Origin of the sequence: Phyllobacterium pellucidum (genome assembly GCF_013327855.1) — a bacterium.
GTDB classification, from domain to species: domain Bacteria; phylum Pseudomonadota; class Alphaproteobacteria; order Rhizobiales; family Rhizobiaceae; genus Phyllobacterium; species Phyllobacterium pellucidum.
On record NZ_JABUMX010000003.1, the window covers coordinates 245,971 to 272,395 of the forward strand.

At 59.7% G+C, this 26,425-nt stretch carries 23 protein-coding genes; 11 read left to right on the forward strand and 12 right to left on the reverse strand.

Features of this window, described 5'->3' with window-relative positions; all coding sequences use genetic code 11:
- Window position 1 precedes the first annotated feature (1 nt).
- The 3 genes from thiP to HQ945_RS14520 all read left to right on the forward strand — a co-directional run bounded on the left by thiP (window position 2) and on the right by HQ945_RS14520 (window position 4,013).
- A complete protein-coding gene (gene thiP, locus HQ945_RS14510) occupies window positions 2-1,636 on the forward strand; it encodes a thiamine/thiamine pyrophosphate ABC transporter permease (RefSeq protein ID WP_174208226.1) in 1,635 nt (544 codons plus the stop codon).
- Entirely contained in the window at window positions 1,629-2,381 is a 753-nt protein-coding gene (thiQ, locus tag HQ945_RS14515; RefSeq protein WP_113281482.1) for a thiamine ABC transporter ATP-binding protein, read from the forward strand. The genes thiP and thiQ overlap by 8 nt, the downstream gene beginning before the upstream one ends.
- A gap of 120 nt (window positions 2,382-2,501) precedes the next feature.
- Window positions 2,502-4,013, forward strand: a complete 1,512-nt coding sequence (locus tag HQ945_RS14520; RefSeq protein ID WP_484555910.1) for a M48 family metalloprotease — start codon at window positions 2,502-2,504, stop codon at window positions 4,011-4,013.
- A 51-nt stretch (window positions 4,014-4,064) separates the two neighbouring features.
- Here HQ945_RS14520 and HQ945_RS14525 read toward each other — a convergent pair whose 3' ends face one another.
- From HQ945_RS14525 to HQ945_RS14550, 6 genes are all read right to left on the reverse strand, one after another.
- Entirely contained in the window at window positions 4,065-4,664 is a 600-nt protein-coding gene (locus HQ945_RS14525; RefSeq protein ID WP_027231159.1) for a CarD family transcriptional regulator, read from the reverse strand.
- Between the two features lie 359 nt (window positions 4,665-5,023).
- Entirely contained in the window at window positions 5,024-5,362 is a 339-nt protein-coding gene (fdxA, locus tag HQ945_RS14530) for a ferredoxin FdxA (protein ID WP_027231158.1), read from the reverse strand.
- Between the two features lie 314 nt (window positions 5,363-5,676).
- A complete protein-coding gene (locus tag HQ945_RS14535; RefSeq protein ID WP_091921013.1) occupies window positions 5,677-6,075 on the reverse strand; it encodes an RNA-binding S4 domain-containing protein in 399 nt (132 codons plus the stop codon).
- 1 nt (window position 6,076) lies between these two features.
- On the reverse strand, window positions 6,077-9,157 hold the full coding sequence (locus HQ945_RS14540; RefSeq protein WP_174208227.1) for a helicase-related protein: 3,081 nt from the start codon (window positions 9,155-9,157) through the stop codon (window positions 6,077-6,079).
- A 563-nt stretch (window positions 9,158-9,720) separates the two neighbouring features.
- Window positions 9,721-10,446: a beta-ketoacyl-ACP reductase gene (phbB, locus tag HQ945_RS14545; RefSeq protein WP_027231155.1), complete on the reverse strand. Its 726-nt coding sequence runs from the start codon at window positions 10,444-10,446 to the stop codon at window positions 9,721-9,723.
- 121 nt (window positions 10,447-10,567) lie between these two features.
- Window positions 10,568-11,752 (reverse strand): acetyl-CoA C-acetyltransferase, encoded by a 1,185-nt coding sequence (locus HQ945_RS14550; protein WP_113281480.1) that lies wholly within the window; start codon window positions 11,750-11,752, stop codon window positions 10,568-10,570.
- A 262-nt stretch (window positions 11,753-12,014) separates the two neighbouring features.
- Here HQ945_RS14550 and phaR point away from each other — a divergent pair, with 262 nt between their 5' ends.
- The 5 genes from phaR to HQ945_RS14575 all read left to right on the forward strand — a co-directional run bounded on the left by phaR (window position 12,015) and on the right by HQ945_RS14575 (window position 15,118).
- Complete coding sequence (phaR, locus tag HQ945_RS14555; protein WP_113281479.1) at window positions 12,015-12,623, forward strand: polyhydroxyalkanoate synthesis repressor PhaR; 609 nt, start codon at window positions 12,015-12,017, stop codon at window positions 12,621-12,623.
- Window positions 12,624-12,698: 75 nt separating this feature from the next.
- Complete coding sequence (locus tag HQ945_RS14560; protein WP_113281478.1) at window positions 12,699-13,136, forward strand: GlcG/HbpS family heme-binding protein; 438 nt, start codon at window positions 12,699-12,701, stop codon at window positions 13,134-13,136.
- Window positions 13,137-13,141: 5 nt separating this feature from the next.
- Window positions 13,142-13,423: a cupin domain-containing protein gene (locus tag HQ945_RS14565; RefSeq protein WP_027231151.1), complete on the forward strand. Its 282-nt coding sequence runs from the start codon at window positions 13,142-13,144 to the stop codon at window positions 13,421-13,423.
- A gap of 97 nt (window positions 13,424-13,520) precedes the next feature.
- Window positions 13,521-13,874 carry a YciI family protein gene (locus HQ945_RS14570; RefSeq protein ID WP_113281477.1) on the forward strand — a complete coding sequence of 118 codons (354 nt, stop codon included), beginning with the start codon at window positions 13,521-13,523 and terminating at the stop codon, window positions 13,872-13,874.
- 5 nt (window positions 13,875-13,879) lie between these two features.
- Complete coding sequence (locus HQ945_RS14575) at window positions 13,880-15,118, forward strand: RNA polymerase sigma factor (protein ID WP_113281476.1); 1,239 nt, start codon at window positions 13,880-13,882, stop codon at window positions 15,116-15,118.
- Between the two features lie 67 nt (window positions 15,119-15,185).
- Here HQ945_RS14575 and rpmF read toward each other — a convergent pair whose 3' ends face one another.
- Together rpmF and mtgA are read right to left on the reverse strand one after the other, a co-directional pair.
- Window positions 15,186-15,368, reverse strand: a complete 183-nt coding sequence (gene rpmF, locus HQ945_RS14580; RefSeq protein ID WP_027231148.1) for a 50S ribosomal protein L32 — start codon at window positions 15,366-15,368, stop codon at window positions 15,186-15,188.
- A 188-nt stretch (window positions 15,369-15,556) separates the two neighbouring features.
- A complete protein-coding gene (gene mtgA, locus HQ945_RS14585) occupies window positions 15,557-16,252 on the reverse strand; it encodes a monofunctional biosynthetic peptidoglycan transglycosylase (RefSeq protein ID WP_027231147.1) in 696 nt (231 codons plus the stop codon).
- A 211-nt stretch (window positions 16,253-16,463) separates the two neighbouring features.
- On the opposite strand from mtgA, the gene HQ945_RS14590 reads away from it, so the two are divergent.
- Window positions 16,464-17,381, forward strand: a complete 918-nt coding sequence (locus tag HQ945_RS14590) for a polyprenyl synthetase family protein (RefSeq protein ID WP_113281552.1) — start codon at window positions 16,464-16,466, stop codon at window positions 17,379-17,381.
- Between the two features lie 4 nt (window positions 17,382-17,385).
- Here HQ945_RS14590 and ispG read toward each other — a convergent pair whose 3' ends face one another.
- Window positions 17,386-18,645, reverse strand: a complete 1,260-nt coding sequence (ispG, locus tag HQ945_RS14595) for a flavodoxin-dependent (E)-4-hydroxy-3-methylbut-2-enyl-diphosphate synthase (protein WP_370645562.1) — start codon at window positions 18,643-18,645, stop codon at window positions 17,386-17,388.
- A 223-nt stretch (window positions 18,646-18,868) separates the two neighbouring features.
- On the opposite strand from ispG, the gene HQ945_RS14600 reads away from it, so the two are divergent.
- The gene (locus HQ945_RS14600) at window positions 18,869-19,648 is read left to right on the forward strand and encodes a 3-hydroxybutyrate dehydrogenase (protein WP_027231144.1); all 780 of its coding nucleotides are present in this window, start codon (window positions 18,869-18,871) and stop codon (window positions 19,646-19,648) included.
- The gene (locus HQ945_RS14605) at window positions 19,648-20,763 is read left to right on the forward strand and encodes a patatin-like phospholipase family protein (RefSeq protein WP_027231143.1); all 1,116 of its coding nucleotides are present in this window, start codon (window positions 19,648-19,650) and stop codon (window positions 20,761-20,763) included. The genes HQ945_RS14600 and HQ945_RS14605 overlap by 1 nt, the downstream gene beginning before the upstream one ends.
- On the opposite strand, the gene HQ945_RS14610 is transcribed toward HQ945_RS14605, so the two are convergent.
- The 3 genes from HQ945_RS14610 to pyc form a co-directional block, all read right to left on the reverse strand.
- The gene (locus HQ945_RS14610; RefSeq protein ID WP_113281474.1) at window positions 20,760-21,926 is read right to left on the reverse strand and encodes an MFS transporter; all 1,167 of its coding nucleotides are present in this window, start codon (window positions 21,924-21,926) and stop codon (window positions 20,760-20,762) included. The two genes, HQ945_RS14605 and HQ945_RS14610, sit on opposite strands and share 4 nt — an antisense overlap.
- Before the next feature lie 58 nt (window positions 21,927-21,984).
- On the reverse strand, window positions 21,985-22,767 hold the full coding sequence (locus HQ945_RS14615) for a DeoR/GlpR family DNA-binding transcription regulator (RefSeq protein WP_228017650.1): 783 nt from the start codon (window positions 22,765-22,767) through the stop codon (window positions 21,985-21,987).
- A 152-nt stretch (window positions 22,768-22,919) separates the two neighbouring features.
- Window positions 22,920-26,378 carry a pyruvate carboxylase gene (gene pyc, locus HQ945_RS14620; RefSeq protein ID WP_113281473.1) on the reverse strand — a complete coding sequence of 1,153 codons (3,459 nt, stop codon included), beginning with the start codon at window positions 26,376-26,378 and terminating at the stop codon, window positions 22,920-22,922.
- Between the last annotated feature and the right edge of the window lie 47 nt (window positions 26,379-26,425).

Below are 26,425 nucleotides of genomic sequence, written 5' to 3' on the forward strand. Positions count from 1 at the left end.
ATTGACGCCCACCATCTCCCTCAAACCTTTGGCCGGGGCACTCGCCCTGGCCTTTCTCGCCCTGCTTGCGGGGGGAGCCTTGCTCGGTCTCCTGAGCGAGGCATTGCGTGGCAATACCGAAGGCTTTGCTGCATTCGACAGCTATTTGTGGAGAGTTGCACGCTTCACCCTGTTGCAGGCCGTTCTTTCAATGCTGCTCTCGATCGCCTTTGCCATCCCGCTGGCCCGGGCCCTCCATGCCAATCCTGATTTTCCGGGGCGGCCGATGATCTTGCGCCTTTTCGCCCTGCCCCTAGCCCTGCCCGCGCTTGTCGCTGTGCTCGGAATCACCAGCATTTACGGACGCAACGGCCTTCTCGCTGCACTGCTTGCGCAATCCGGCTCTGAAATCATACCGAACATCTACGGCCTCACTGGCATTCTGATCGCCCACGTGTTCTTCAACCTGCCGCTGGCAACGCGGTTCATTCTCGCCAGCCTCGATTCAATTCCGGAAGATTACTGGAAGCTCTCCGCTCAGCTCGGCATGCGCGCATTGGCGCAGTTTCGCCTGATCGAATGGCCGGTAATACGGCGCAATCTTGCCGGCATTGCCGGGCTGATCTTCATGCTGTGTATTACGTCTTTCACCATCGTGCTGACGCTTGGCGGCGGGCCGCGCGCGACAACGCTGGAAGTGGCGATCTACCAGGCGCTCCACTTCGACTTCGATATCGCGCGCGCCGTATCGCTCACCCTGTTGCAGCTGACCCTGACAGTTGCGGTACTTTTGCTCCTCAGCATCGCCGGCCGTCCTACGGAGGAGGGTTTCAGCCTGCGCACGACGGCCCGGCGCTTCGATAGGCCCTATGCCCGTGCAAGGTCGTTGGATACTATCCTCATTCTCGTCGGCGTGCTCTTCGTCGGATTGCCAATGGCAGGCACCGTGGTTTCCGGTCTTTCTGCCGACCTTTGGCGCTTACTGGGCGAAACGCAGGTGTGGCGGGCAATCCTTACCAGCCTCGGCCTTGGCGCTGGCGCTGGCCTTCTTGCAACGCTGATTTCACTCGTCCTCGTTACGGCACGCGAGGACACCGCAAACCGCCGCCGTTACGGAACGCCCGGCATTTTCGAACGCGCCCTTGACCTTGGCGCCAGCCTCATCATGATTGTGCCACCGATCGTCATCGGAGCGGGGTGGTTCATCCTGTCGCGCCATTTCGTCGATCCGTTCAGGCTTGCGCCGGTCATGGTCGTCAGCGTCAATGCGGCGATGGCAATTCCATTTGCATACCGCATTCTGCGGCCGGCCTGGGATACGGCGGCGAGCCGCCATAACCGGCTCTGCGCGGAACTGGGCATCAGGGGATGGAACCGGCTCCGCCTCATCGACTGGCCGGTATTGCGGCAGCCCTTGTGGATTGCCTTTGCATTCGCAATGGCGCTTTCGCTCGGCGATCTCGGAACGATCGCGCTTTTTGGAAATGACGCTGTACAGACGCTGCCTTACCTCCTATTGCAGCGCATGGGCAGCTATCGCACTCAGGATGCGGCCGGTCTCGCCCTCATACTCGGCTGCCTGTGCCTGCTCCTGATGATCCTTGCTGACAGGGGGGCAAACCGCCTGAAGATACGCGAGGTGCGTAGCGATGGTTGAACACTTCAGTGAAGGATCGCGGCATGGCGCAGAAATCAGCCTTGAATCGGTGGATTTCGATTATGGCGAGATGGCGATGCATTTCGACCTTGTCATCGAGCCTTCCTCCATCGTCACCATCATCGGGCCGAGCGGATCGGGGAAATCGACGCTGCTTAACCTCATCGCCGGCTTCGAGCCGGCAAAGTCTGGACGCATTTTCATCGAGGGCAAGGACGTGACCCACGCCGCGCCTGCCGAGCGGCCCGTCTCGATGGTGTTTCAGGAAAATAATCTGTTTGCTCATCTCGATGTCGCGGCCAACGTCGGACTGGGCCGTCGGCCGGATTTGCGCCTTGACGACGCCGACCGTGCCGCAATCATGGAAGCAATCCGAAAGGTCGGTCTCGCCGGCAAGGAGCAAAGGAAGCCTGAAGCCTTGTCCGGCGGCGAGCGCCAACGCGTCGCCATTGCGCGAGCTCTGGTGCGAAAGCGGCCGGTACTTCTGCTCGACGAAGCTTTTGCGTCGCTGGGCCCGGCGCTGCGCCATGCAATGCTTGACCTCGTCGAAACCCTGCAGCGCGAAACCGCAATGACCGTGGTCATGGTCACCCATCATCCTGACGATGCGCTGCGCATGGGGTCGACCCTGGTCTTTCTCGACAATGGCACGATCGCGGCCAAAGGACCCGCACAGGAACTTTTATCCGAACAAGGACCACCGCTGTTGCGGAAATACCTCGGTGCGAAAGACTCTGACCTTTGACATATTTTCGACGCCTTGGCTTACTTAAGAAAAAACCATGAAATTCTTGCTCAGGACAGTTCATCGGGATAGCAAGAAGGATGGTACGCGAGTCTGCTGCTTCGCGATGACAACGAGGATATGATTCTGGGTCCGCACGATCTGCAATTGAGCCACGGATGGTTCCCTCCCGCCACCCGCCGCAGGAATCTTGCGTCGGCAACGCTGTTGCTCGCCTTTTTGTCAGGTTGCCAGGTGCTGAGCGTGACCAAGGAGGACGCCATTGGCCCCTCCTCCAACCCCGTGACCGTGGACAATGTCAGCAAGAACGACCGGCTGGCAAAGCTGAGTGCCGAACAGCATCCGCGCATCCTTGCAACCTATGGCGGCGAGTACAAGGATGCCAAGCTTGAGCGCATGGTTGCGAAGGTCGTCGGCAACCTGACCACCGTGTCCGACAATCCGACGCACACATATCGCATCACCATTCTGAACTCGCCGAACATCAATGCTTTCGCCTTGCCCGGCGGCTATCTCTACGTGACGCGCGGCCTGCTTGCGCTTGCCAATGACAGCGCCGAGCTTGCCGCCGTCATTGCCCACGAAATGGGTCACGTCATCGCCAACCATGGCATCGAGCGGCAGCAGCGCGAACAGGAAGCGCAGATTGCCGGGCGTGTCGTCTCGGAAGTCCTCCAGGACGATAGCGCCGGCCGCGAGGCCCTCATTCGCGGCAAGCTGCGCATGGCGCAATTCTCACGCAACCAAGAATTGCAGGCCGATGCGATCGGCATCAAGATGATCGGCGAGGCAGGCTATGACCCGTTTGCCGCCGCTCGCTTCCTGCAATCCATGGCCTCCTATGCGGATTTCCGCAGCGTTTCCGGGGCGACGGACGCCAGTCTCGACTTTTTGGCGAGCCACCCGTCCGCGCCACAGCGCATCGAGCTTGCCCGCGGCCACGCCCGGCGCGTTGGGGCCCCCGGCGTCGGCACCACCGATCGCGATTCATTCCTGCAAGGCATCGACGGCATCCTCTATGGCGATACGCCCGAGGAGGGTTTTGTCCGCGGCCGCAGCTTCGTTCACCCGCTGCTTGGCGTGAGCTTCACAGTGCCGGAAGGCTTCGTCATCGACAACAGCGCCGATGCGGTTATGGCAACCGGACCCGGCGAAGTGGCCATCAGGTTCGATGGAACGCAGGTCTCCGGCAACCCTTCGATGACCGACTATATGCGCAGTGGCTGGGTCACCGGGCTCGACAATGCGAGCGTCACCGCGACGACTTTCAATGGCATGCCCGCAGCGACGGCGAAGGCACGGGCGGACCGCTGGGAGTTCGACATCTTCGTCGTCAACGCCGGCAACCGCATTTATCGGTTCCTCACCGCTGCGCCGGCCGGAAGCGCCGCGCTCAATCCTGCGTCACAGACGGTCATCCAGAGCTTCCGCCTGCTCAGCCCGCAGGAAAAGGCGAGCATCAAGCCGCTGCGCATCCGGGTCGTCACCGTCAAGCCCGGTGACACGCTCGTAAGCCTTTCCAATCAGATTCTGGGGACGGATCGCAAGCTCGATCTCTTCCGCCTGATCAATGCACTGCCGCCAGGCGGCACCGTCTCCGTCGGCGACAAGGTCAAGATCATCAGCGAATAACAATAAAAAAGCCCGGCATTGCCGGGCTTTTACGATCGATGAAAGAACAGCTTATGCCGCTTCTTCCTGTTCGTCTTCGACGGCGATATCAGCATCGGCATCGGCTTCTTCAGCTTTGGCACCGCGCTTCGGGCCCTTGGCGAGGTTAACCTCGATCAGCCGGACGGCTTCTGTTTCCGACATCTTGTTGACGGCGGAAATTTCACGCGCCATGCGGTCGAGCGCAGCTTCGTAAAGCTGGCGTTCCGAATAAGACTGTTCAGGCTGATTGTCTGCGCGGAAAAGGTCGCGCACGACTTCCGAAATCGAGATAAGGTCGCCGGAATTGATCTTTGCATCATATTCCTGCGCGCGGCGCGACCACATGGTGCGCTTGATACGGGCGCGGCCCTGGACAACCTTCAATGCGCGATCGACATAGTCGGTCTCGGATAACTTGCGCATGCCGATCGCAGTCGCCTTGGCAACCGGTACCTTCAAACGCATCTTGTCTTTCTGGAAATCGATGACGAAGAGTTCGAGCTTGTGGCCTGCAACTTCCTGTTCTTCAATATTTACGATCTGGCCTACACCGTGGGCAGGATATACAATAAATTCACCCGTTTTAAATCCAATACGCTGGGCGGCTTTCTTCTGCTGAACTGCTGTCATTCGCTTAATAACTCCTTGTTGCGCCCGGCATAACGCACCGGCTAGAACCAACCACTGGACCCGGATTACCGGTCTGTCGGCCGTCAATATGTTCACGCAAAAGCAATCCGGACAAACCAGCGGGCTGAGGCACACAAACAACCACACCCTGAACTGTTAGGTCCGAAATAAATCTAGCCGATTGGTGATTTATGCTTTAGCGCCACGAAATTGACGTCCAATGATCAACATATCAAAGGACCATAACATGAAAAGTGATTAGAATCAACTTTTTGCTGCACTTGCTCAAAAATAGTCAGAATGCAAGTCTTGAAAATTGCAGCAAATCAAGTCTTGCAAACATGGGATTCGCGAACGATTCAATCGCCTTCGCCGGGCTCCGCTGAAAAGAATTTTTCAAACTTGCCTTCGACGCCGTCCATCTCCTTCGCATCGGCAGGTGCATCGCGCTTCTGCGAGATATTAGGCCACTTGTCGGCATATTCCGCGTTAATCTGCAGCCAGCTATCGAGACCCGGCTCGGTATCCGGCTTGATCGCTTCCGCCGGACATTCGGGCTCGCACACGCCGCAATCGATGCATTCGTCAGGATGAATGACGAGCATATTTTCGCCTTCATAGAAACAATCGACCGGACAGACCTCAACGCAATCCATATATTTGCAGCGGATGCAGTTATCGGTCACAACGTAAGTCATTTGCAGGCTCCTGAAGACACCACACTCAGTGTGTCAGCGGTTGAGGTAACGATTTGGCGCCGGGCTGACAAGAGGGGAAAATCGGCTGCGGCACCAGAACGCGCCCCGTCAAAGGTCTAAGTCGCGGAAACGAACTCCATCCGACCTGGCCAAGGGCAAATCCAAGTATGCGCGCCGCCTTTCTTCGCACCGGGCAGGCCCGTCAACAAGCAACCAGCATCCTTTGCTAGCGCAGATTGCGGAATAATATTTTAGCTGTGCGGCCTTTGGTGGAGATTATTTCGACGTGGCCGTCAATACTTGCAATTGAGCCGTCAATTGTCGCGGTCGTCGTCGATGCCATCCATCAGGCGATCCACCTGCCGGCGTTCGCGCTTTGTCGGGCGCCCGCTGCCGACGTCGCGTTTCGGCAGCAAGTCGAGTTTGCTCACATCGCCTTTAGGCACTGGCGGCGGCGACATATCCTCATAGAGCGTGCGCGCTTCTTCGGCCGGGCCGCGTCTTTGTCCGCCATCGAGCACTCGATAGATGAGTATGCGCCGATCAAGCGTAATCGTCAGCACATCGCCCGCTTTGACGCCATGCGACGGCTGGTCGACTTTGTCCTTGTTGACGCGAACGCCACCGCCCGAGACAAGCTTCGCTGCGAGGGAACGGGATTTGACGACCCGCGCGAAGAATAGCCACTTGTCGATGCGCTGGCGGTCCGACATCCTATTTTTTCAGTTGCTCCTTCAAGGCAAGGAGCTTGGCAAAGGGCGAATCCATGTCGATCTTGACTGGCCGCTCCTCACGCTCGGGACGCTTGCCATGCTGCGGCTTGCCGTTGTTGGGCTTGCCGCCTTCGTTCTTGAAGCGATCATTGCCTCCGGGCTTGCCCTTGCCACGGAAATGTTCCTTGCGCTCGCTCCGCTCGGGCCGCACATTCTCGTTGTTTGCCGGGCGAGGGCCGCGTTGCTCGGCCTGGTTGTTGCCCCGGGCTTCCGCACGGGCGTTGCCGCGCTTTTCCTGATTGCCGCGATTGCCGCGGCCATCGAAACGGGCCTGCCGCCACAAAAGAATTGGCTTTGGCGCCTCTTCGGGGGCGCTCGGTGCAGCCTCTACAGTTTCCGCCGCTTCTGCGGGAGCGCTGGCGACAACCGTGGTCTCTGCCGGTGCGGCAGCGGGTTCAGCTACTGTCGACGTGGCTTCGGATGCGGCGTGCTCTGCCTCGACAGCATCGGCTGCAACCGGTTCTGCCGTTGCTTCGGCTGCGCCACCTTCCGCAGCCGGAGCCGCTTCTTGCGCGGGCACGGGGGCCGCATCGAGCTCGACGAGCTTGGCGGCGACTGCTGCGGCGTCGGTCGCTTCCGCACGGTAGCCGAGATTCTTCAGAATCTCTTCCATGTCGTCGGCAGTCGCGCCAAGAATCGACATCATTGCCGGGGTTACGACGAAGCGCGTCCCATCGTAAGCGCCATCCGGACGCGTGCCGGTTCCAGGCTTCCAGCCGATAGCCGGGCGAATAAGATCAGCAAGCCGTTCGAGAATATCGATGCGAACCGCGCGGCGGCCAAGCAGCCGGTAACCGGCAAGGCGGTAGAATGCAGGATCAAAGCTTGCATCGGTGACGACCGAGGTGCGGCCGGCTGCGAGCACCTGTACGACGTCGCCATAACCTGGACGATCCTTGGCGTCTTCCTTGAGCGCCCAGAGCAGCGTCAACAGGCCGGCCGGAGCGGGCTTCAAGAGCAGTGGCAGGAAGACGTGGTACGCGCCGAACCGCACCCCGAGCCTGCGAAGCGCAGCGCGCGAATCCTGATCGAGGCCGCGAACGTCGTCAGCAACATCACGGCGCTGTAGGACACCGAAATTTTCGACGAGCTGGAAGGCAAGTCCCTTGGTGATACCGACGAGCGCGTCGGCATTGGCGAGATCAACCAGCGGCTTGAGGACCGTCTCGATATGATGGGCAAGGAAACGATCGACGCGTGCAGCAACCTTATCGCGCGCAGGCCCCGTCAATTGCTCATCCGCCAGAAGGACGGCGCGGGGCTTGAGCGCCTGCTCGCCCGGCACCACCGATGCGATCGGGGCGCCTATCCAGCGGAGGGTTCCATCCGACGCGAGCGCGAAGTCGCCATTGGCAGAAGCGGCAAAGCGCTCCGCCCGGCTTTCGAACTCCGCAGCCAGGGCTTTTTGCGCGGCTGCCCGGAGGGCTTTGGCATCCGTTCCCTCGACCTGTGCGTCCGTTGTGAAACGGAATCCGTCCAGGCGTCCAACATGGTGCCCTTCGACAACGACGTCCCCGGCAGGGCTGATTTCGGCTTCTAGCATTGTATTCTCTCTCAGGCGCCTCATAAGCACGCTTGTCCTGCGGTCTACGAAGCGTTTCGTCAACCGTTCATGCAGTGCATCGGATAGTCTGTCCTCAATTTCACGCGTCTTTTCTTGCCAATGTGTCGGATCTGCCAGCCATCCGGGCCTGTGCGACACAAAAGTCCACGTTCTGATCTGGGCGATCCTGCGTGAAAGAGCGTCAATGTCACCGTCCGTGGAATCGGCCCGGCGCACCTCTTCGGCCATGTAATTCTCGTTTACATGACCGAATTCGACGAGATCGGTATAGACCGATGCGATGATGTCGGCGTGCTGCGCCGGCGCGATCTTGCGGTAGTCGGGAAGCGCGCAGGCATCCCACAGCAGCGCCACGCGCTCCGGCGTATTGGCAAGCGGGGCAACGTCGGGATCGGCCGAAAGAAACTCGAGCGCTTGCTGATCGACGGCGGGGAGCGCGCGCGTCAGCCCCTCGATCGGCGCCGGTGTCTCGATCGAGCGCTTCAGTGCAGCGATGCTCGAATAATCGAAACGGGCCGTCCGCCACTGCAATATCTTGACCGGGTCGAATGTGTGCGACTCGACGCGTTGCACCAGCTCCTCGGAAAAACCGGAAATTGCCCCCGTGACGCCAAAGGTACCGTCGCGCAGGTGCCGCCCGGCTCGTCCGGCAATCTGGCCGATCTCGGCCGACGAAAGGTTGCGGAACTGATAGCCGTCGAATTTCCGGTCCTGGGCGAAGGCGACATGGTCCACGTCAAGATTGAGACCCATGCCGATCGCGTCGGTGGCGACCAGATAGTCGACATCGCCCGACTGGTAGATTTCGACCTGCGCATTGCGCGTCCGAGGACTCAAGGCCCCCATCACCACGGCAGCGCCGCCGTTCTGGCGCCGGATGAGTTCGGCGATCGCGTAGACCTCCTCGGCCGCGAAGGCTACGACCGCGGTGCGCGGCGGCAGGCGGGTAATCTTCTTCGATCCCGCATAGGTAAGGTTGGAAAGCCTTGGCCTTGTAACGACGGAAATGCCGCGCAGGAGCTTTTCGAGAATACCGCGCATGGTGGCGGCGCCGAGCAACAATGTTTCCTGGCGTCCGCGCAGATGCAGGATGCGATCGGTGAATATGTGCCCGCGCTCGAGATCATTGGCGAGCTGCACCTCGTCGATGGCGACGAAATCCATGTCGGTCTGGCGCGGCATGGCTTCCACTGTGCAGACCGAATAACGCGCGCCGACCGGATTGATCTTTTCCTCGCCCGTTATCAGCGCGACGTTTGCCACACCGACGCGCTGCACCACGCGGTTATAGACCTCGCGCGCGAGCAGCCGCAGCGGCAGGCCGATCATGCCGGTCTGGTGCGATAGCATCCGTTCGATGGCGAGATGCGTCTTTCCCGTATTTGTCGGTCCGAGTACGGCCGTAACGTCACGGCCCGTCAGGACGAGAGGAAGTTCAGAGGTGGGCATAAGGTTCATCAACTACATTCCAATACCGGTACCAAGGCCCATCAGGTGAGTGAGTAGTAGCCGGGCATGCTTTTTCCGCGTAGCACTTTCAACGTCCGACAGAAAGTATGCGGGGGCGACCGGATAAACAATCATGAACCGATTCACGGAGTCTTCCATTAAGAAATAGAACGCGAGAAGAACGAATCAGCTACGAATCAGCTCTAGGATGAGATTCCTGATTTGTTCACGGCAATATGTAGATTTTTGCAATCCGAGTCCAGCTAAATGCTGAATCTGCTTTTGCCGGAATGCCCGGTCTTGTGGCATCTGCATTAACGATAATGCTGGAGCAAAAGGCGTCAACCTGAATGAAATACACCTGTTAATTCAATAAGTTAGTAGAAACCGAAGCAGGAAAGCATTGCTTATCGTTTTGTATCAGGGAATCCGACTGGAATCACGCGATGGCCAGGCAAGACCCTGTCGTTTCGCGCTTTGTTCCTTGATGTGCGATATCGCCGTTAGGAGAAGATTCAGGGTTTGCGAACGACGAGTGCCTCGCGCGGACCGCGAGACACTCTTTGGCAGGATCAGCTAAAATATTGCCCGCCATTCGCCGAGATCGTGGAGCCGGTGATGAAGCCGGCATCGTCCGATGCCAGGAACACCACGCACCGCGCGACTTCTTCCGGCTCGCCGAGACGGCCGACCGGGATTTGCGGAATGATGCGCTCGTTGAGCACCTTCTCGTCGATCGCGCGCACCATCTCCGTGCCGATATAGCCCGGGCAGATGGCGTTGACGGTGATGCCGGCGCGCGCGCCCTCCTGGGCCAGCGCCTTGGTGAAGCCGATATCGCCTGCCTTCGACGCTGAATAATTTGCCTGTCCTGCCTGGCCCTTCTGGCCGTTGATCGACGATATGTTGATCACCCGCCCAAATTTGCGGTCACGCATGCCGTTCCACGCCGGGTGCGTCATGTTGAAGAGGCCCGTGAGGTTCGTATTGATGACGTCATTCCACTGCGCCGGCGTCATCTTGTGGAACATTGCATCGCGCGTGATGCCGGCATTGTTGACGAGCACGGCGACCGGGCCGAGATCGGCCTCGATCTTGGCTATGCCCGCTGCGCATTCCTCGTAGTTGGACACGTCCCATTTGTAGGCTGGTATGCCGGTTTCCTTGCTGAATTTCTGCGCCGCTTCGTCATTGCCGGCGTAATTTGCCGCAACATTATAGCCGGCCTTCTTCAGCGCAATGCTTATGGCAGCGCCGATGCCACGTGTTCCGCCCGTTACGATTGCTGTTTTTGTCATTGTCGCCCTCCCTTAAACGTATTTCTGCCAATCAAGAAAATGTTGAGAAAATCGAAAGCGCAGGGCATACCCACCGTGCGAAATGGACCGGCCCGCCTAAAGCGCGCCGGTCCTCAGCGGATTAGTCCTTGAGGCGCTCGATGCAGAGTGCAACGCCCATGCCGCCGCCGATGCAAAGGGTTGCGAGGCCCTTCGTGCCGTTACGGCGCTTGAGCTCAAAAAGCAGCGTATTGAGAATGCGCGCACCCGAAGCGCCGATCGGATGTCCGATCGCAATGGCGCCGCCATTGACGTTGACGATCTCGGGATTGAAGCCGAGGTCCTTGTTCACGGCGCACGCCTGCGCGGCGAATGCCTCATTGGCTTCGACCAGGTCGAGATCCTCAGCTTTCCAGCCGGCTTTCTCAAGCGCCTTGCGCGAGGCAGGGATCGGCCCGGTTCCCATGATTGCCGGGTCTACGCCGGCGGTTGCCCAGGAAGCGATACGGGCAAGCGGCTTGATGCCGCGGCGATTGGCTTCTTCCTCCGTCATCAGTACGACGGCGGCCGCGCCATCGTTTAGTCCCGAGGCGTTGCCTGCGGTCACGGTGCCTTCCTTGTCGAAGGCGGGACGCAGTTTGGTCAGCGCATCCATTGTCGCGCCATGGCGAATATATTCATCGTCGGCAACGACAACGTCGCCTTTGCGCGTCTTGATGGTGAAGGGAACGATCTCGTCCTTGAACTTCCCGGCCTTTTGCGCGGCCTCGGCCTTGTTCTGCGAGGCGAGGGCGAAACTGTCCTGCTCCTCGCGCGTCAACTGCCACTTGCGGGCAATGTTCTCTGCGGTGATGCCCATATGATAGCCATGAAACGCGTCGGTGAGGCCGTCCTTGATCATCGTATCGATCATCTTGTAGTCGCCCATCTTCACACCGGCGCGAAGATGCGCGCAGTGCGGGCTCAAGGACATCGATTCCTGTCCGCCGGCGACGATGATACTGGCATCGCCTGTTGCAATCTGCTGCATCCCCAGCGCCACGGCGCGCAGGCCCGAGCCGCACACCTGGTTGAGGCTCCAGGCGGTTGCCTCCTGCGGGATACCGGCAGCAATGGCTGCCTGACGCGCAGGGTTCTGGCCCTCGCCGGCCGTCAGCACCTGGCCGAGAATGACTTCATCCACGTCTGCCGCCTCCACGCCGGCCCGCGCCAGGACCTCCTTGATGACGGCAGCACCGAGTTCATGCGCCGGCGTATTGGCGAATGCGCCGTTGAATGACCCGACAGCGGTGCGCGCAGCGCTGGCAATGACGATCGATTGGCTCATGGGAAGTCTCCTCAAATTTGTCATGCTGGTTGGTGCAGCACACTTCCCCGACAGAATTCCCTCCCCGCAATCGTTTGACAAGGCAATTTGTTTCCGAAGGCCAAATTATCCATTGCTGCAGCGCAGCATGACCTTCCTCGCATCGCGTTGGATGCGCTGCACAATTCTCTTTGAATTGCCGCGCTTTGCCCCTATCCTTCCCGCTTGATCCGTAAGCCGGCACGCAAATTCGGCGGAGGGCGCGAGGTTGGGGAGTTGAGCAATGGCAGGAAAAACTGGCGACGTCGTGATCAAGAAATATGCCAATCGGCGTCTCTACAATACCGGCACGAGTACCTACGTGACGCTTGAGGATCTGGCCGAAATGGTCAAGCGCAATGAGGACTTTACAGTACAGGATGCGAAGACGGGGGAGGACATCACGCATTCGGTTCTGACGCAGATCATCTTCGAACTGGAGAACAAGGATGGGCAGAACATGTTGCCGATCCCGTTCCTGCGCCAGTTGATCGCCTATTACGGCGACCAGATGCAGGTGGTTTTGCCGACATTCCTCGAACAGTCCATGCAGGCTTTCGCCAAAGAACAAGAGCGCATGCGCGAGCAGTTGACCGCGGCCTTTGGCAAGACGCCAATGGACATGATGAATGTCAGCGCCCCTATCAAGCTCGTCGAAGAGCAGGTGCGGCGCAACACTGAAATGCTGCAGAACGCAATGCGCATGTTTACGCCCTTTCCGCTCGGCAAGGGCCCGGAGCCCGAGGCGGGCGAGGCAGCATCCGACAAACCCACCAAGGATGGCGGCGGCCTCGACGAGTTGAAGGAACAGATCGCGGCGATGCAGCGTAAACTCGACTCGCTCGACAAATAGCAACCTGCTTTATTCGACAATGGGCTTCGCTTCGGAGCCTGCTTTCATTCGAACTTCTATCGCAGAGAGACCATCATGGCGTACATCACACTTTCAAAGGCCAATTCCATCATCAAGGCCGCGTTGGCCAAAGGCGCCGAAGGCGGGATGCGACCGCTTTCGGTTGCCGTCCTCGACGCGGGCGGTCACCTGAAGGCCTTCCAGAAGCAGGACGGCTCGTCGATGCTTCGCTTTGAGATCGCTTTCGGCAAGGCCTATGGCGCCCTGGCTATCGGTGCCGGTTCGCGTACCGTAGAAAAATTCGCCAAGGAGCGTCCGCATTTCATGGAAGGGCTCGTCGCTTCATCCGGTGGAAATGTGATTCCGGTTGCCGGCGGCGTTCTCGTCAAGAATGCCAAGGGCGAAGTCATTGGCGCAGTCGGCATCAGTGGCGACACGTCCGATAATGACGAGACGGCAGCGATCGCCGGCGTCGAGGCCGCTGGCTTTGTCGCCGATGGCGGCCAGGGTTAGACCGCATGTCCGGATCAGCCAAGGCAACAGTCTTCATCGACAATGACCGCGTCGTGGTGACGGAGTATCGGTTTGCGCCGGGAGACAATACTGGCTGGCATCGGCATGGCCATGATTATGTGGTGGTGCCGATGATGGACGGACGGGTCAAACTTCTGACCAAGGATGGCGAGTCCTTTGCGGACATGAAAAAGGGCGTGCCTTATTTTCGCTCAGAGGGCGTCGAACACGACGTCATTAACGCCAATGACGGTGAATATTCCTTCATCGAGATTGAAATCAAATAGGCCCGGGAAAAATCTTCGGTTCGTGTCAAAATGCGCTGCGGTGAGCCGTCATTGCATCGGGCGCATGTCTTTGCGCTATAACCGGGAAGGAACAGCCATGAACTACACGATTTTGGCCTATGAGACGGAAGATGCATATGCGGCGCGAACAGACCCAGCGAGGCAGCAGGCCTATGTCGCCGGATGGATGGCCTATTCGCAAGTTCTGAGGGAGGCAGGCATCATGGTCACTGGCGCCGGACTTCAGGCACCTGAGACGGCGACCACGATAAAATTGCGGGATGGTCAGCCGCAGGTCCAGGACGGACCCTATGCCGACAGCAAGGAACAGCTCGGCGGTTTCTACATCATCAACGTGCCCGATCTCGATACCGCGCTCAGTTGGGCGGCCCGGTCTCCCGCTGCCGTGGCGGGCGGCGTTGTCGAGGTTCGGCCAAACATTCCGATGTGAAGCCGATGAGCGATGAGGATACGCGCCGCGTCGTCGAGATGGCGGCGCGTCATTCCTACGGCCGGCTCGTTGTCTTTCTCGCTGCGCGTTCGCGCGACCTGACTGCCGCAGAGGACGCGCTTGCCGATGCTTTCGCCTCGGCCCTCGAAAACTGGCCGCGCAATGGCATTCCCGCCAAGCCCGAAGCCTGGCTGCTTGCGGTAGCACGCAACCGTCTGTCGGATGCGATGCGCCGCGCGCGTGTCAGGACCGCGGCGATACCGACATTGCTCGCAATTGCCGAGGAGGCGCATGACATGGCCGATGCCGCGCCATCCTTTCCCGACGAACGATTGAAATTGCTCTTCATATGCGCGCACCCCGCCATCGATCGAGCCGCGCACACCCCGCTCATGCTGCAGACCTTGCTCGGCCTTGATGCTGTGCGTATCGGCTCGGCATTTCTGGTGCAACCCGCTGCGATGGGCCAGCGCCTTGCCCGCGCCAAACGCAAGATCCGCGACGCCGGCATAGAGTTCGAGGTGCCCGCGGCAGAGGACCTGCCCCAGCGGCTCTATGCTGTGATCGAGGCCATCTATGCCGCCTACGGCAGCGGTTGGGATGACATCGCGGGCGACCATCCGCGCAGCAGGGGCCTTGGCCCTGAGGCCATGGAGCTCTGCCACTTGCTTCTGCGGTTCATGCCCGACGAGCCGGAGGTGCGTGGCCTGCTGGCGCTCATGCTCTATTGTGAATCGCGGCACAATGCGCGGCGCGACGCCGCTGGCAATTATATTCCGCTTATGGAACAGGACACCACGCTTTGGTCGCATCCGATGATCGAGGAAGCGGAGGAACTCCTGCGCTCGGCAGCACCATACCGCCGTGTCGGCCGCTTTCAGCTCGAAGCGGCAATCCAGTCGGTTCACGCTCAGCGCAAGCGAACCGGGAGCATTGACTGGGAGGAGATCGCACTTCTCTACGAGGGTCTTATTGCCCAGGCGCCTACGATCGGAGCGATGGTGGGCAGGGCCGCGGCCATTGCCGAGGCGCGCGGTCCGGCGCTTGGCTTGAAGCTGCTCGAGAGCATTCCCGGCACGGCGGTGAAAAGCTACCAACCCTATTGGGCGGTTGCAGCGCACTTGCTGACGTCGCTGGGACGCGGCGATGAAGCGCGATCCGCCTATGATCGCGCCATTGGCCTTTGCGATGTGCCGGCCATGCGCGAATTTCTGCAGCGACGGCGACATGCATTGCTGCAATGAACCTGCCCACCAAATAAAAAGACCGGCCTGAAGCCGGTCTTTTTATTCAAGCGTATCGAAGAGGCGATCAGCCTTCCTTCGGCGTCAACACCTGGCGACCGCGATACATGCCGGTCTTCAGATCGACGTGATGCGGACGGCGCAGTTCGCCGGAATTCTTGTCCTCGACATAGGTCGGGGCAGTCAGGGCGTCAGCGGAACGGCGCATGCCGCGCTTCGACGGGGAAGTTTTTCGTTTAGGTACAGCCATTGTTCCAGCTCCAGTAATCAGTCAAAATCCGGCACTGGCCCGATTTGAGCCTGTCACAATGGACAAAATTCCGGAAAGTTCGGGTGGGGCTATACACGGCTTGAGAGCTTTTGACCAGCAGGACTCGCATATTTTTTGTCGCAAGCGCCGATCCGGTGCGTTTGGCGCCGTGGGGGGTGGCTCCGATCCTACTTCACGCAGCCGATATAGGCGCCCGCACCGCGCGCCCGGCGTTCGTTGAGCCGCGCGAGTGTCTGCATGCCGCGTCCCGGCTTTGCCGGATTGCGGACGATCGGATTGGGGAGGGTTACTGCGAGATAGGCTGCCTGGCGGGGTGAAAGCTTTGCTGCACTTGTGTTGAAATGATGCTGTGCCGCTGCTTCGACGCCATAGATGCCCGGACCCCATTCTGCGATGTTCAGGTAGATTTCCATAATCCGCTGCTTGGGCAGGATCAGATCCGTCAGCATCGCAAGCGGCACTTCCAGACCTTTGCGAATGAAGGAACGGCTGGTCCAGAGGAAAAGGTTCTTGGCAGTCTGCATGGTGATTGTCGAAGCGCCGCGGGTCTGCTCGCCATCGATCGCATCAGAGACAACGGAATTCAGCGCGTCCCAGTCAACGCCTGAATGAAAGCAGAACCGCGCATCTTCGGACATCATCACCGAATTGATCAGCACCGGTGAGATTTGCTCGATGGGCACCCAGCGCCGGTCGTAACCTGAAAACGTCACGAGGTCCTTGACCATGAGTGTCGAGACCGGATGCACGAAAGGAATACGGTAGAGGCTCAGAAGAACCAGCGGCAGCATGATCAAAACAACGCCGGCAAGGACGGCGTATCGTATCAGCCGTCCGACGGGCGAACGACCGGGCCCGACCAGATAACCTCTCCCCCGCTTGTTTCTAACCAATACCCTCGTCACTCAGTCCGTCCGCGCTAAAACTCTTCTTGGACATAGAGCAAAGCGCCGCGGAAGGGAATTCATTCTGCAGTTTTATGCATTATCCACACACGGCAGCGCTGCAAATTGATGGCAGCTGCAACCAGCCCCATTGACCGGCGAGCAATTTTTCGGTCATTGGCGGATGATGATGACGGATCAGGGCTTTTCATTGTTCGAGATTACCTTGCAGCAGCGGGCGGCGGCCGTCGAAGCATTGCTTGGCGAACTCCTCTCTGATCGCTCGCGCACAGGTGAAATCAGCCGGCCGCCGCGCCTGATGGCCGCGATGCGCCACGGCGTGCTCAATGGGGGCAAGCGGCTGCGCCCCTTCCTTGTAATGGAAAGTGCAGCACTTTTCGGAGCGGACAACCTCGCCGCCCTGCGCGTTGCGGCGGCGCTCGAATGCATTCACAGCTATTCGCTTGTTCATGACGATCTTCCAGCCATGGATGATGACGATTTGCGTCGAGGCCAGCCGACAGTGCATCGCAAATTCGACGAGGCCGCCGCCATTCTTGCTGGCGACAGCCTTCTGACCTACGCTTTCGAACTCATTTCGGACGAGGCGACCGAGCTTGCTCCTTCCGCGCGACTGGCCCTCATCACGCAATTGGCGCGCGCCGCGGGCATAGGCGGCATGACCGGGGGGCAGGCGCTTGATCTTGAAGCGGAAACGGTCAAACCCGATGAGGAAGGCATTATTCGCCTGCAGGCAATGAAGACCGGCGCGCTCATCCGTTTCGCCTGCGAGGCCGGGGCCATTATCGGCAATGCCGGCGAGAAGGATCGCGAACGGCTGGCGGAATACGGCTCGGCTATTGGCCTTGCCTTTCAACTCGCCGACGACTTGCTGGATGTGACCGCCGATGCGAGTCGCATGGGCAAGGCGACCGGCAAGGATGCTGCCGCCGGCAAGGCAACGCTCGTTTCGCTGCATGGGATCGACTGGACCAAGCGCCAGCTCGCCGGCCTGATCGCCCAGGCGGAAGAACTGCTTTCGTCCTACGGCGCTTCGGCCGCACTGTTGAAGGATGCGGCCCGTTTCATTGCCGAGCGGCGCAGCTAGGATTCTATTCGGCGGCGTGCGACCCGGCGGACCGCTGGCCGAACCGGTTTTCGATGTAATCGGCGACCATCTTCTGGAAATCCTCGGCAATGCCGGCACCGCGCAGGGTCGCGACCTTTTTGCCATCGACGAACACAGGTGCTGACGGCGTTTCGCCGGTTCCCGGCAGCGATATGCCAATATCGGCCATCTTCGACTCGCCCGGACCGTTGACGATGCACCCCATGACGGCGACGTTAAGCGCCTCGACGCCGGGATATTTCTCGCGCCAGATTGGCATGTTCTTGCGGATGTCGCTCTGAATTGACTGCGCCAATTCCTGGAAAACGGTCGACGTGGTGCGTCCGCAGCCGGGGCAGGCAGCGACGATGGGAATAAACTGGCGAAAGCCCATGGTCTGCAAAAGTTCCTGCGCGACCTGCACCTCCTGGGTGCGGTCGCCGCCGGGCGCGGGGGTCAGCGAAATGCGGATCGTATCGCCAATCCCCTGCTGCAGGAGGATGCCGAGCGAGGCGGACGATGCGACAATACCCTTCGAACCCATGCCGGCCTCGGTCAGGCCCAAGTGAAGCGCGTGGTCCGTGCGGCGTGCCAGCTCGGCATAGACTGCAATCAGATCCTGTACCTGGCTGACCTTCGCGGAGAGAATGATCTTTGATCGGGCAAGGCCGATCTCTTCGGCAAGCTGCGCCGAAATTAACGCCGACTGGACGATCGCCTCGCGGGTAACCTGCTCGGCGGTGAGCGGCGCCCCTGCCTTGTGATTCTGATCCATGAGCGCCGTCAGGAGTTCTTGGTCGAGCGAACCCCAGTTGACGCCGATGCGCACAGGCTTGTCGTAGCGGATCGCCATCTCGATGATGGCGCCGAACTGCGCATCCTTCTTTTCCTTGAATCCGACATTCCCCGGATTGATGCGGTATTTGGCCAGCGCCTCCGCGCAAGCCGGGTGATCGGCAAGGAGCTTGTGGCCGATATAGTGAAAATCGCCAACGAGTGGCACCGGGAGACCGAGCCTGTCGAGTCGCTCGCGAATTTTTGGAACAGCGGCAGCGGATTCGTCACGGTCGACGGTGATACGCACAATCTGCGATCCGGCACGCGACAGCGCGGCGACTTGCGCCACGGTGCCATCGACGTCGGCAGTATCCGTGTTGGTCATCGACTGCACGACAATCGGCGCACCGCCACCCACCATTACGCCGCCGACATCGACACCAACAGATGGACGCCGGGGAAAGGGGTCGGAATAATAGTCAGACATCATCACGCTCCAGCTATCCCGTTCAGGTGGCGCAGCTATCGCTGTTTGTCAACACAAACCGCCCCTCAGCGTCGAAGAGAAAAGTTCCAATTATGGCTACCCGCTGAATGCAGAGCTTCCATGACAAAGTCTCACGGCTGCGAGCCTAGCAATTTTGCTGCAATGCAATATATTCCCCGGGCCGCGAGGCGGCGGTTGTTTGAAATCGAAGGAAGCCTTTGCCATGACCGAAAAGACCGCAGTCGTCACAGGTTCCAACTCCGGAATCGGCCTCGGTTCTGCCCATGCACTCGCAGCCGCTGGCTACAACGTCGTGATCAACTCCTTTACCGATCGCCCCGAGGATCATGCGCTCGCCAAGGAGATCACTGAAAAGCATGGGGTCGAAGTCGTCTACATCAAGGCGGACATGTCGAACGGCGGCGAGTGTCGGGCGCTGATCGAAAAGGCGGCCGATACCTTCGGCAGTGTCGACGTACTCGTCAACAATGCCGGGATCCAGTTCGTCGCGCCGGTCGATGAGTTTCCGGTCGAGAAATGGGATGCGATCATCGCGATCAACCTGACCTCGGCGTTCCACACCACTGCTGCAGCGCTACCGCATATGAAGAAGTCCGGCTGGGGCCGCATCATCAATATCGCGTCGGCCCATGGCCTGCGCGCCTCGCCTTTCAAGTCGGCCTATGTCTCTGCCAAGCACGGCATTCTCGGCCTGACCAAGACCGTGGCCCTCGAAGTCGCTGAAAAACATATCACCTGCAACGCAATTTGCCCGGGCTATGTCCTTACGCCCTTGGTCGAGGCCCAGATCCCCGATCAGATGAAGGCGCACAACATGGATCGCGATACGGTGGTCCGCGAAGTGATGCTGGACAAGCAGGCGACGAAGGAGTTCGCGACGGTCGACCAGATCGGTGCGACGGTGGTGTTTCTCGCCAGCGACGCCGCAGCACAGATCACCGGGACGTCAATTTCCGTCGACGGCGGCTGGACAGCGGCATAATGGCCAAAACCAAGGCCATCAACATCGCCCTTCAGGGTGGTGGTTCGCACGGCGCCTTTACGTGGGGCGTGCTCGACCGCATTCTGGAGGACGGGCGACTGACAATCGAGGGCGTCTCAGGTACCAGCGCCGGCGCAATGAATGCCGTGGCTCTTGCCGATGGCTGGGCACACAATGGTGCCGAAGGGGCGCGCGCCAAATTGCATGATTTCTGGCGCGCAGTGGGCCGAACCGGCCAATTCAGCCCGGTGCAGCGCTCGCCCTGGGACAGGTTCTTTGGGAACTGGTCGATCGAGAATGGCTTTGGCTTCAACCTGTTTGAACAGATCTCGCGCGTTTTTTCGCCCTATGAGTTCAATCCCTTCAATCTCAATCCGTTGCGCGACGTAATCGAAAAGGAAATCGACTTCGACCGGGTGAAGGCCTGCCCCAAGCTCAAGCTCTTCATTTCCGCCACGAATGTCGAGACGGGGCGCCTGCGCGTTTTCTCGCAATCAGAACTGAACGCCGACGTCGTGATGGCCTCCGCGTGCCTTCCCTATATTTTTCAGGCGGTTGAAATTGACGGCGAGCCCTATTGGGATGGCGGCTATGGCGGCAATCCTGCCCTCTACCCGTTCTTCTATTCGAGCGAGAGCGAGGATGTTCTCCTCGTCCAGATCAATCCGATCGAGCGCCGCGGCACGCCAAAGACCGCACGCGAAATCAGCGAGCGGATCGACGAAATCACATTCAATGCCGCGCTGCTGCGCGAGTTCCGCTCGATTGCCTTTGTCAACTCATTGATCGACGCCGGGCGGCTTCAGCATGGCGACTACCGCCATATCCGCATGCATCGTATCGACGCCGACGAGGCTCTGGCGGGCCTGTCTTCTTCGTCGAAGATCAATGCCGAATGGGCCTTCCTCGAATATCTGCGTGACCTTGGGCGCGCCGCTGCTGAAGATTGGCTCGATGAGCACAGCGACGCCGTAGGCGAGCACGCGACTCTCGACCTGACCGGCGAACTCGCGCCGGAAATGCATATCGGCTTCAAGGCGAAAAAGCCCGGCCGTCGCGTCAGCGATTTCCTCTTGCAGCGGAAAAAACCAATGGGCGCCGCGCGCCGGGCCTAACGTACCTTTTGATCTGCGCTCCTGGCAAGGTTGGCCATGAGGGCGACGACGACGAGCAGACCGGCGAGCACCATATAGATCGGTCCGAACCCGGTCTTGCCGCCGACAAAACCGATTGCCGATGGCGCAACGAGTATCCCCGAATAACCCATGAGCGTAACCATGCTGAGGGCCACGCCTGATGACGTGCCCTGCTGGTTGCCGGCCGCCGAAAAGGCAATGGGCACCATGTTGGCAATGCCGAGGCCGGAAAAGGCAAAGGCGAGGATGGCGATCCACGAGGTCGGCGCGATACTGGCAGCAAGCATTCCCGACGCGCCGATCAGCGCGGAAATGCGCAGCGTATTGACGGCACCGAAACGGTCACGCACGCCATCGCCGAGAAAACGCATGATCGACATCGTTCCCGAAAACGCCGCAAATGCGAAGCCGGCCGTGGCGATATCGGCCCCGCGCTCCTGGCGCAGATAGAGCGCTGCCCAATCCAGCACCGATCCTTCCGGAACCATGGAGAAGAGCGCCATCAAGCCGATAAGGTAGATCAAGGGATTGGTGGGGAACGTCAGCTTCTGCTTCTCATGCCTGACGGGCGCATCCTCGGTGATCATGAACCGGAAGGCAATGAGGCCGATCGCGATCGCGATGATCGTCACGACGACGGCATGCGCCAGATGTCCATGCGCTTCGATCAGGATGCCCCCAAGTCCGCCGCCGGCAAAGCCACCGAGGCTCCAGAAGCCGTGCGAGGACGACATGACGGCGCGGGAGAGTTTTTTCTCGACCTCCACCGCATTTGCATTCATCGCGACATCCATCCCGCCGATGACTGCGCCAAACAGAAACAGCGCCGGTGCGGCGCTTATCACGTTGGGCGCGAGGGCAACGAGAAGGAGCGAGAAGGAGCAGAATATGGCAAACCCCTTTATCACAGCACGCGATCCATGTTTTTCGATGAGGTAGCCGCACCAGGGCATCGAGGCTAGCGCCCCTATGCCGAACACCAGGATAAGAAGCCCAAGCGTGAACTCGCTGATGCCGAGTCGCGTCATGAACACCGGAATCTGCGGAGCCCAGCTGCCAACGAGGAAGCCATTGAAGAAAAACGCGCTGGCGACGGCCCAGCGGCCATAAACAGCTCTCCTGCGAAAGGTCGCGGCATCCATTGGGGCTTCACCGGTTGCAGATTGGGCTTGGACGGACATTGAATTCACTCACATAAAATCAGGCTTGTTTATCGGCGGCAACGATCACGTCGACACCAGCACCGCCTATGCGATCAAGGATCGAGGGGTCGGCCGTGGTATCGGTGACAAGGGTGGATATAAGGGCTATCGGCCCGATGGCGAACGGACCCCGCTTCACCAGCTTGTCGCTGGTTGCCAACAGCAGGACTTCGTTGCTCGCCTCGGCAAAGGCCAGTTTCATGCGCGCATCATCATAATTTTCGGCTCGCAGCATCAGGCTTTCATCGACAGCGCAGGCGCCAAGCACGCAGTAGTCGATGCGCATCGATTGAACTTCGGCCAGCGTCGATTGGCTGATCACGCTGCGCGTCAGCCGGTTCAAGGTTCCGCCAAGCAATATAACCTCGCAAAGCGGATGATCGAGCGCCGCGACCGCGATATCCGGTGCACTCGTGATGATGCAGGCTCTGAAATCGGCAGGAAGGGCGCGCACGAATTCGAGAACCGTCGTGCTGGAATCAAGCACCATCGTTGCATCGGGCGGAATAAGCGCTGCCGCTGCCCGGGCTATCGCCTTTTTCCCGGCAGTCTCTTCGCGCGCGCGTTGCTGGAAACTTCTCGGTCCCGTTCTGCTGCGTGCTGCCCCGCCATGAAAGCGCTGAACGAGGCCCTGATCCGCCAGTTCGCGCAGGTCACGACGTATGGAATCTTCTGAGACGCCGAACTCCGACGCAATCATGTTGGCGAGCACACGACCGTTCTCGTTGATCCGCCGCAGGATCATGCTTTTGCGTTCGTCCGGGGATAGATCTTTCAGCAACGATGTTCCTCCATTGCATCCTTCTATCCGATAATGCCGATATCGGCAACATCAATTGCACATTTATGCATAAACACGCACTCTGGGGCGCATCCATTTGCAACAAAGGCCCCGTTTGGGGCCCTTGAACGTTCCGCTAAAGAGAAACGGGCCTATTCGTAGACCACCAAAAGGTCCTTGGCGTCGATCTGGTCGCCGGCACGGACAAGAACTTCGGCGACGGTGCCGTCGCGCTCGGCGCGCAACGCCGTTTCCATCTTCATTGCTTCGATGGACAGCAATACGTCCCCGGCATTGATCTTCTGCCCCGGAGCGATGCCGACCGTCGATACGATACCCGGCATTGGCGCGCCGACATGCTTGTCATTGCCGAGTTCCGCTTTGCGGCGGACGCCCGCTCCACCCGCGGCGCGCGTGCGATCGGGCACCTTGACCCGGCGTGGCTGGCCGTTGAGTTCGAAGAAGACCGTGCACATGCCCTTGTCGTCGGCCTCGCCCATGGCAAGGTTGCGCACGACCAATGTCTTGCCGCGTTCGATATCGAGGAACACCTCTTCCTCCTGCGCCAGCCCATAGAAATAGACATGGGTCGGCAGGACGCTCGTCGGCCCATAGGTATCGTGCGTGGTGGCAAAGTCGGTAAATACCTTCGGATACATAAGATAGGAGGCAAACTCCTGGTCGGTGATCTTGCGTTCGAGCTTGGTTTCGATGTCGTTGCGTTCCGCCTCGAGATCCGCCGGCGCGAGCAGCGCGCCCGGTCGTTCGGTGAATGGCTTCTCGTCCTTCAAAACCTTCTTCTGGATCTCCTTGGGCCAACCCTTTGGCGGCTGGCCAAGGTCGCCGCGCATCATGGAGACGACCGAATCCGGGAAGGCGATGTCCTTGCCGGGGTTCTTGACGTCCGCGACCGACAGATCCTGGCTCACCATCATCAGCGCCATGTCGCCCACGACCTTCGACGACGGCGTCACTTTGACAATGTCGCCGAACATCTGGTTGACGTCGGCATAGGCCTGCGCCACCTCGTGCCAGCGGGTTTCGAGACCGAGCGACCGGGCCTGCTCCTTCAGGTTGGTGAACTGGCCGCCAGGCATTTCGTGCAGATAGACTTCCGAAGCCGGTCCTTTGAGATCACTTTCGAATGCCGCGTACTGGGTGCGCACCGCCTCCCAGTAGAAGGAAATACGGCGAATCCATTCAGGATCGAGGCCGGGATCGCGCTCCGTGCCCTTCAACGCTTCAACGATGGAACCGAGACAAGGCTGCGAGGTATTGCCGGAGAGTGAATCCATGGCGGCATCGACCACATCGACCCCCGCGTCGACGGCAGCAAGGACCGTCGCGGCCGCGATCCCCGATGTGTCGTGCGTATGGAAATGCAGCGGCAGATCGGTTGCTTCCCGCAGCGCCTTGAACAGAACCTTGGCTGCAGCAGGTTTCAGTAGCCCGGCCATGTCCTTGACGGCGATGATATGAGCGCCCGCTTTCTCGACCTCGCGGGCAAGATCGACATAATATTTGAGATCATATTTCGGCCGCGCCGAGTTGAGAATGTCGCCAGTGTAGCAGATCGCCGCTTCGCAGAGCTTGTTCTCATCGATGACCGCATCCATGCTGACGCGCATGTTTTCGACCCAGTTCAGGCTGTCGAAGACACGGAATACGTCGATACCGCCGCGCGCCGCCTGGCTTACGAAATATTTGACGACATTATCCGGATAGCTCTTGTAGCCGACGCCATTCGCGCCGCGCAAAAGCATCTGCAACAGGATGTTGGGCGCGCGCTCGCGAATTTCCGCCAACCGCTCCCACGGATCCTCCGTCAGGAAGCGCATCGCAACGTCGAAGGTCGCCCCGCCCCAGCATTCGAGCGAGAACAATTGCGGGAGCGCGCGCGCGTAGGTTCCGGCGACGCGGGCGATGTCATAGGTGCGCATGCGTGTCGCCAGCAGCGACTGGTGCCCGTCCCGCATGGTCGTATCGGTGACGAGCACGCGCTCTTCATTGCGCATCCACTCAGCGAACTTCTTTGGTCCAAGCTGGTCCAGCAACTGCTTGGTGCCGTCTGGAATCGACGCTTCAATGAAGGGGACGCGCGGGAGCGCCGCTTCCTTCGGCGGGGTGGCGCGACCCTTGGTTTCCGGATGCCCGTTGATCGTCACATCGGCAAGGTAGGTCAAGAGTTTGGTGGCGCGGTCCTGCCGCTTCACCTGCGCAAAGAGTTCCGGCGTCGTGTCGATGAACTTCGTCGTGTAGGAATTGTCGGTGAACTTCGGATGCGTGATGATGGCTTCAAGGAAGGTCAGGTTCGTTGCAACGCCGCGAATACGAAACTCGCGCAAGGCGCGGTGCATGCGGTGGATGGTCTCTTCGGCCGTCGGTGACCAGGCAGTGATCTTTTCGAGAAGCGGATCATAAAAGCGGGTGATGACAGCGCCCGAATAGGCTGTGCCGCCGTCGAGGCGAATGCCGAAACCCGTCGCCCCGCGATAGGCTGTGATGCGGCCATAATCGGGAATGAAATTCTGCTCGGGATCCTCGGTGGTGATACGGCACTGCAAGGCGTGGCCGTTGAGCCTGATGTCCTTTTGTGCCGGCACACCCGATTCGGGCGTTCCGATGGTCGCGCCTTCGAGGATGCGGATCTGCGCCTTGACGATGTCGATCCCGGTCACTTCCTCCGTCACCGTGTGTTCGACCTGGATGCGCGGATTGACCTCGATGAAATAGAACGAGCCTGTATCGGAATCCATCAGGAACTCGATCGTTCCGGCTCCGATATAATTTGTCGATTTGGCGATCTTCAGGCCGTAATCGCAGATTTCCTTGCGCTGCGCCTCGTTGAGGTAGGGCGCCGGGGCGCGTTCCACCACTTTCTGGTTGCGGCGCTGGATGGAACAGTCGCGCTCGAAGAGGTGCACCGCATTGCCGTGCGTATCGCCGAGGATCTGCACCTCGACATGGCGCGCGCGCTCAACGAGCTTTTCGAGATAGACTTCATCCTTGCCGAACGCGGCCTTGGCCTCGCGCTTGCCCTCGGTGACCTCCCGGGCAATATCTTCCGGCTTGAAGATAGCCCGCATGCCGCGCCCGCCGCCGCCCCATGACGCCTTGAGCATCACAGGATAGCCGATCTTCTCGGCGAGCCGTTTGACCTCTTCCATGTCGTCAGGAAGCGGATCGGTGGCCGGCACGACAGGAACGCCGATCTCGATCGCGAGGTTGCGCGCGGCGACCTTGTTGCCAAGCCGGCGCATGGTTTCAGGCTTGGGCCCGATAAAGATGATACCCGCCTCGGCGCAGGCTTCGGCAAACTCCGGGCTTTCCGAAAGCAGGCCATAACCGGGATGAATTGCGTCGGCTCCAGAAAGCTTGGCGACGCGGATGATTTCCTCGATCGAGAGATAGCTTTCGATCGGCCCCATATCCTTGGCAAGATGCGGTCCACGCCCCACCTGGTAGGATTCGTCCGCCTTGAAGCGATGCAGCGCAAGCTTGTCCTCTTCCGCCCAAATCGCCACGGTTTTCATGCCGAGTTCATTGGCAGCGCGAAACACGCGGATCGCGATTTCCGAACGATTGGCGACGAGGATTTTCTTGATAGGCAAGACCGCAACTCCGAATATGAACTAAAGTAGTTTTGGTTTGGCGCGCT

Coding starts and splice junctions, on each gene's coding strand:
- thiQ (WP_113281482.1), top strand. CDS start 1,629: ATGGTTGAACACTTCAGTGAAGGATCGCGGCATGGCGCAGAAATCAGC.
- HQ945_RS14520 (WP_484555910.1), top strand. CDS start 2,502: ATGATTCTGGGTCCGCACGATCTGCAATTGAGCCACGGATGGTTCCCT.
- HQ945_RS14525 (WP_027231159.1), bottom strand. CDS start 4,664: ATGACAGCAGTTCAGCAGAAGAAAGCCGCCCAGCGTATTGGATTTAAA.
- fdxA (WP_027231158.1), bottom strand. CDS start 5,362: ATGACTTACGTTGTGACCGATAACTGCATCCGCTGCAAATATATGGAT.
- HQ945_RS14535 (WP_091921013.1), bottom strand. CDS start 6,075: ATGTCGGACCGCCAGCGCATCGACAAGTGGCTATTCTTCGCGCGGGTC.
- HQ945_RS14540 (WP_174208227.1), bottom strand. CDS start 9,157: ATGAACCTTATGCCCACCTCTGAACTTCCTCTCGTCCTGACGGGCCGT.
- phbB (WP_027231155.1), bottom strand. CDS start 10,446: ATGACAAAAACAGCAATCGTAACGGGCGGAACACGTGGCATCGGCGCT.
- HQ945_RS14550 (WP_113281480.1), bottom strand. CDS start 11,752: ATGAGCCAATCGATCGTCATTGCCAGCGCTGCGCGCACCGCTGTCGGG.
- phaR (WP_113281479.1), top strand. CDS start 12,015: ATGGCAGGAAAAACTGGCGACGTCGTGATCAAGAAATATGCCAATCGG.
- HQ945_RS14560 (WP_113281478.1), top strand. CDS start 12,699: ATGGCGTACATCACACTTTCAAAGGCCAATTCCATCATCAAGGCCGCG.
- HQ945_RS14565 (WP_027231151.1), top strand. CDS start 13,142: ATGTCCGGATCAGCCAAGGCAACAGTCTTCATCGACAATGACCGCGTC.
- HQ945_RS14570 (WP_113281477.1), top strand. CDS start 13,521: ATGAACTACACGATTTTGGCCTATGAGACGGAAGATGCATATGCGGCG.
- HQ945_RS14575 (WP_113281476.1), top strand. CDS start 13,880: ATGAGCGATGAGGATACGCGCCGCGTCGTCGAGATGGCGGCGCGTCAT.
- rpmF (WP_027231148.1), bottom strand. CDS start 15,368: ATGGCTGTACCTAAACGAAAAACTTCCCCGTCGAAGCGCGGCATGCGC.
- HQ945_RS14590 (WP_113281552.1), top strand. CDS start 16,464: ATGACGGATCAGGGCTTTTCATTGTTCGAGATTACCTTGCAGCAGCGG.
- ispG (WP_370645562.1), bottom strand. CDS start 18,645: ATGTCTGACTATTATTCCGACCCCTTTCCCCGGCGTCCATCTGTTGGT.
- HQ945_RS14600 (WP_027231144.1), top strand. CDS start 18,869: ATGACCGAAAAGACCGCAGTCGTCACAGGTTCCAACTCCGGAATCGGC.
- HQ945_RS14605 (WP_027231143.1), top strand. CDS start 19,648: ATGGCCAAAACCAAGGCCATCAACATCGCCCTTCAGGGTGGTGGTTCG.
- HQ945_RS14610 (WP_113281474.1), bottom strand. CDS start 21,926: ATGGATGCCGCGACCTTTCGCAGGAGAGCTGTTTATGGCCGCTGGGCC.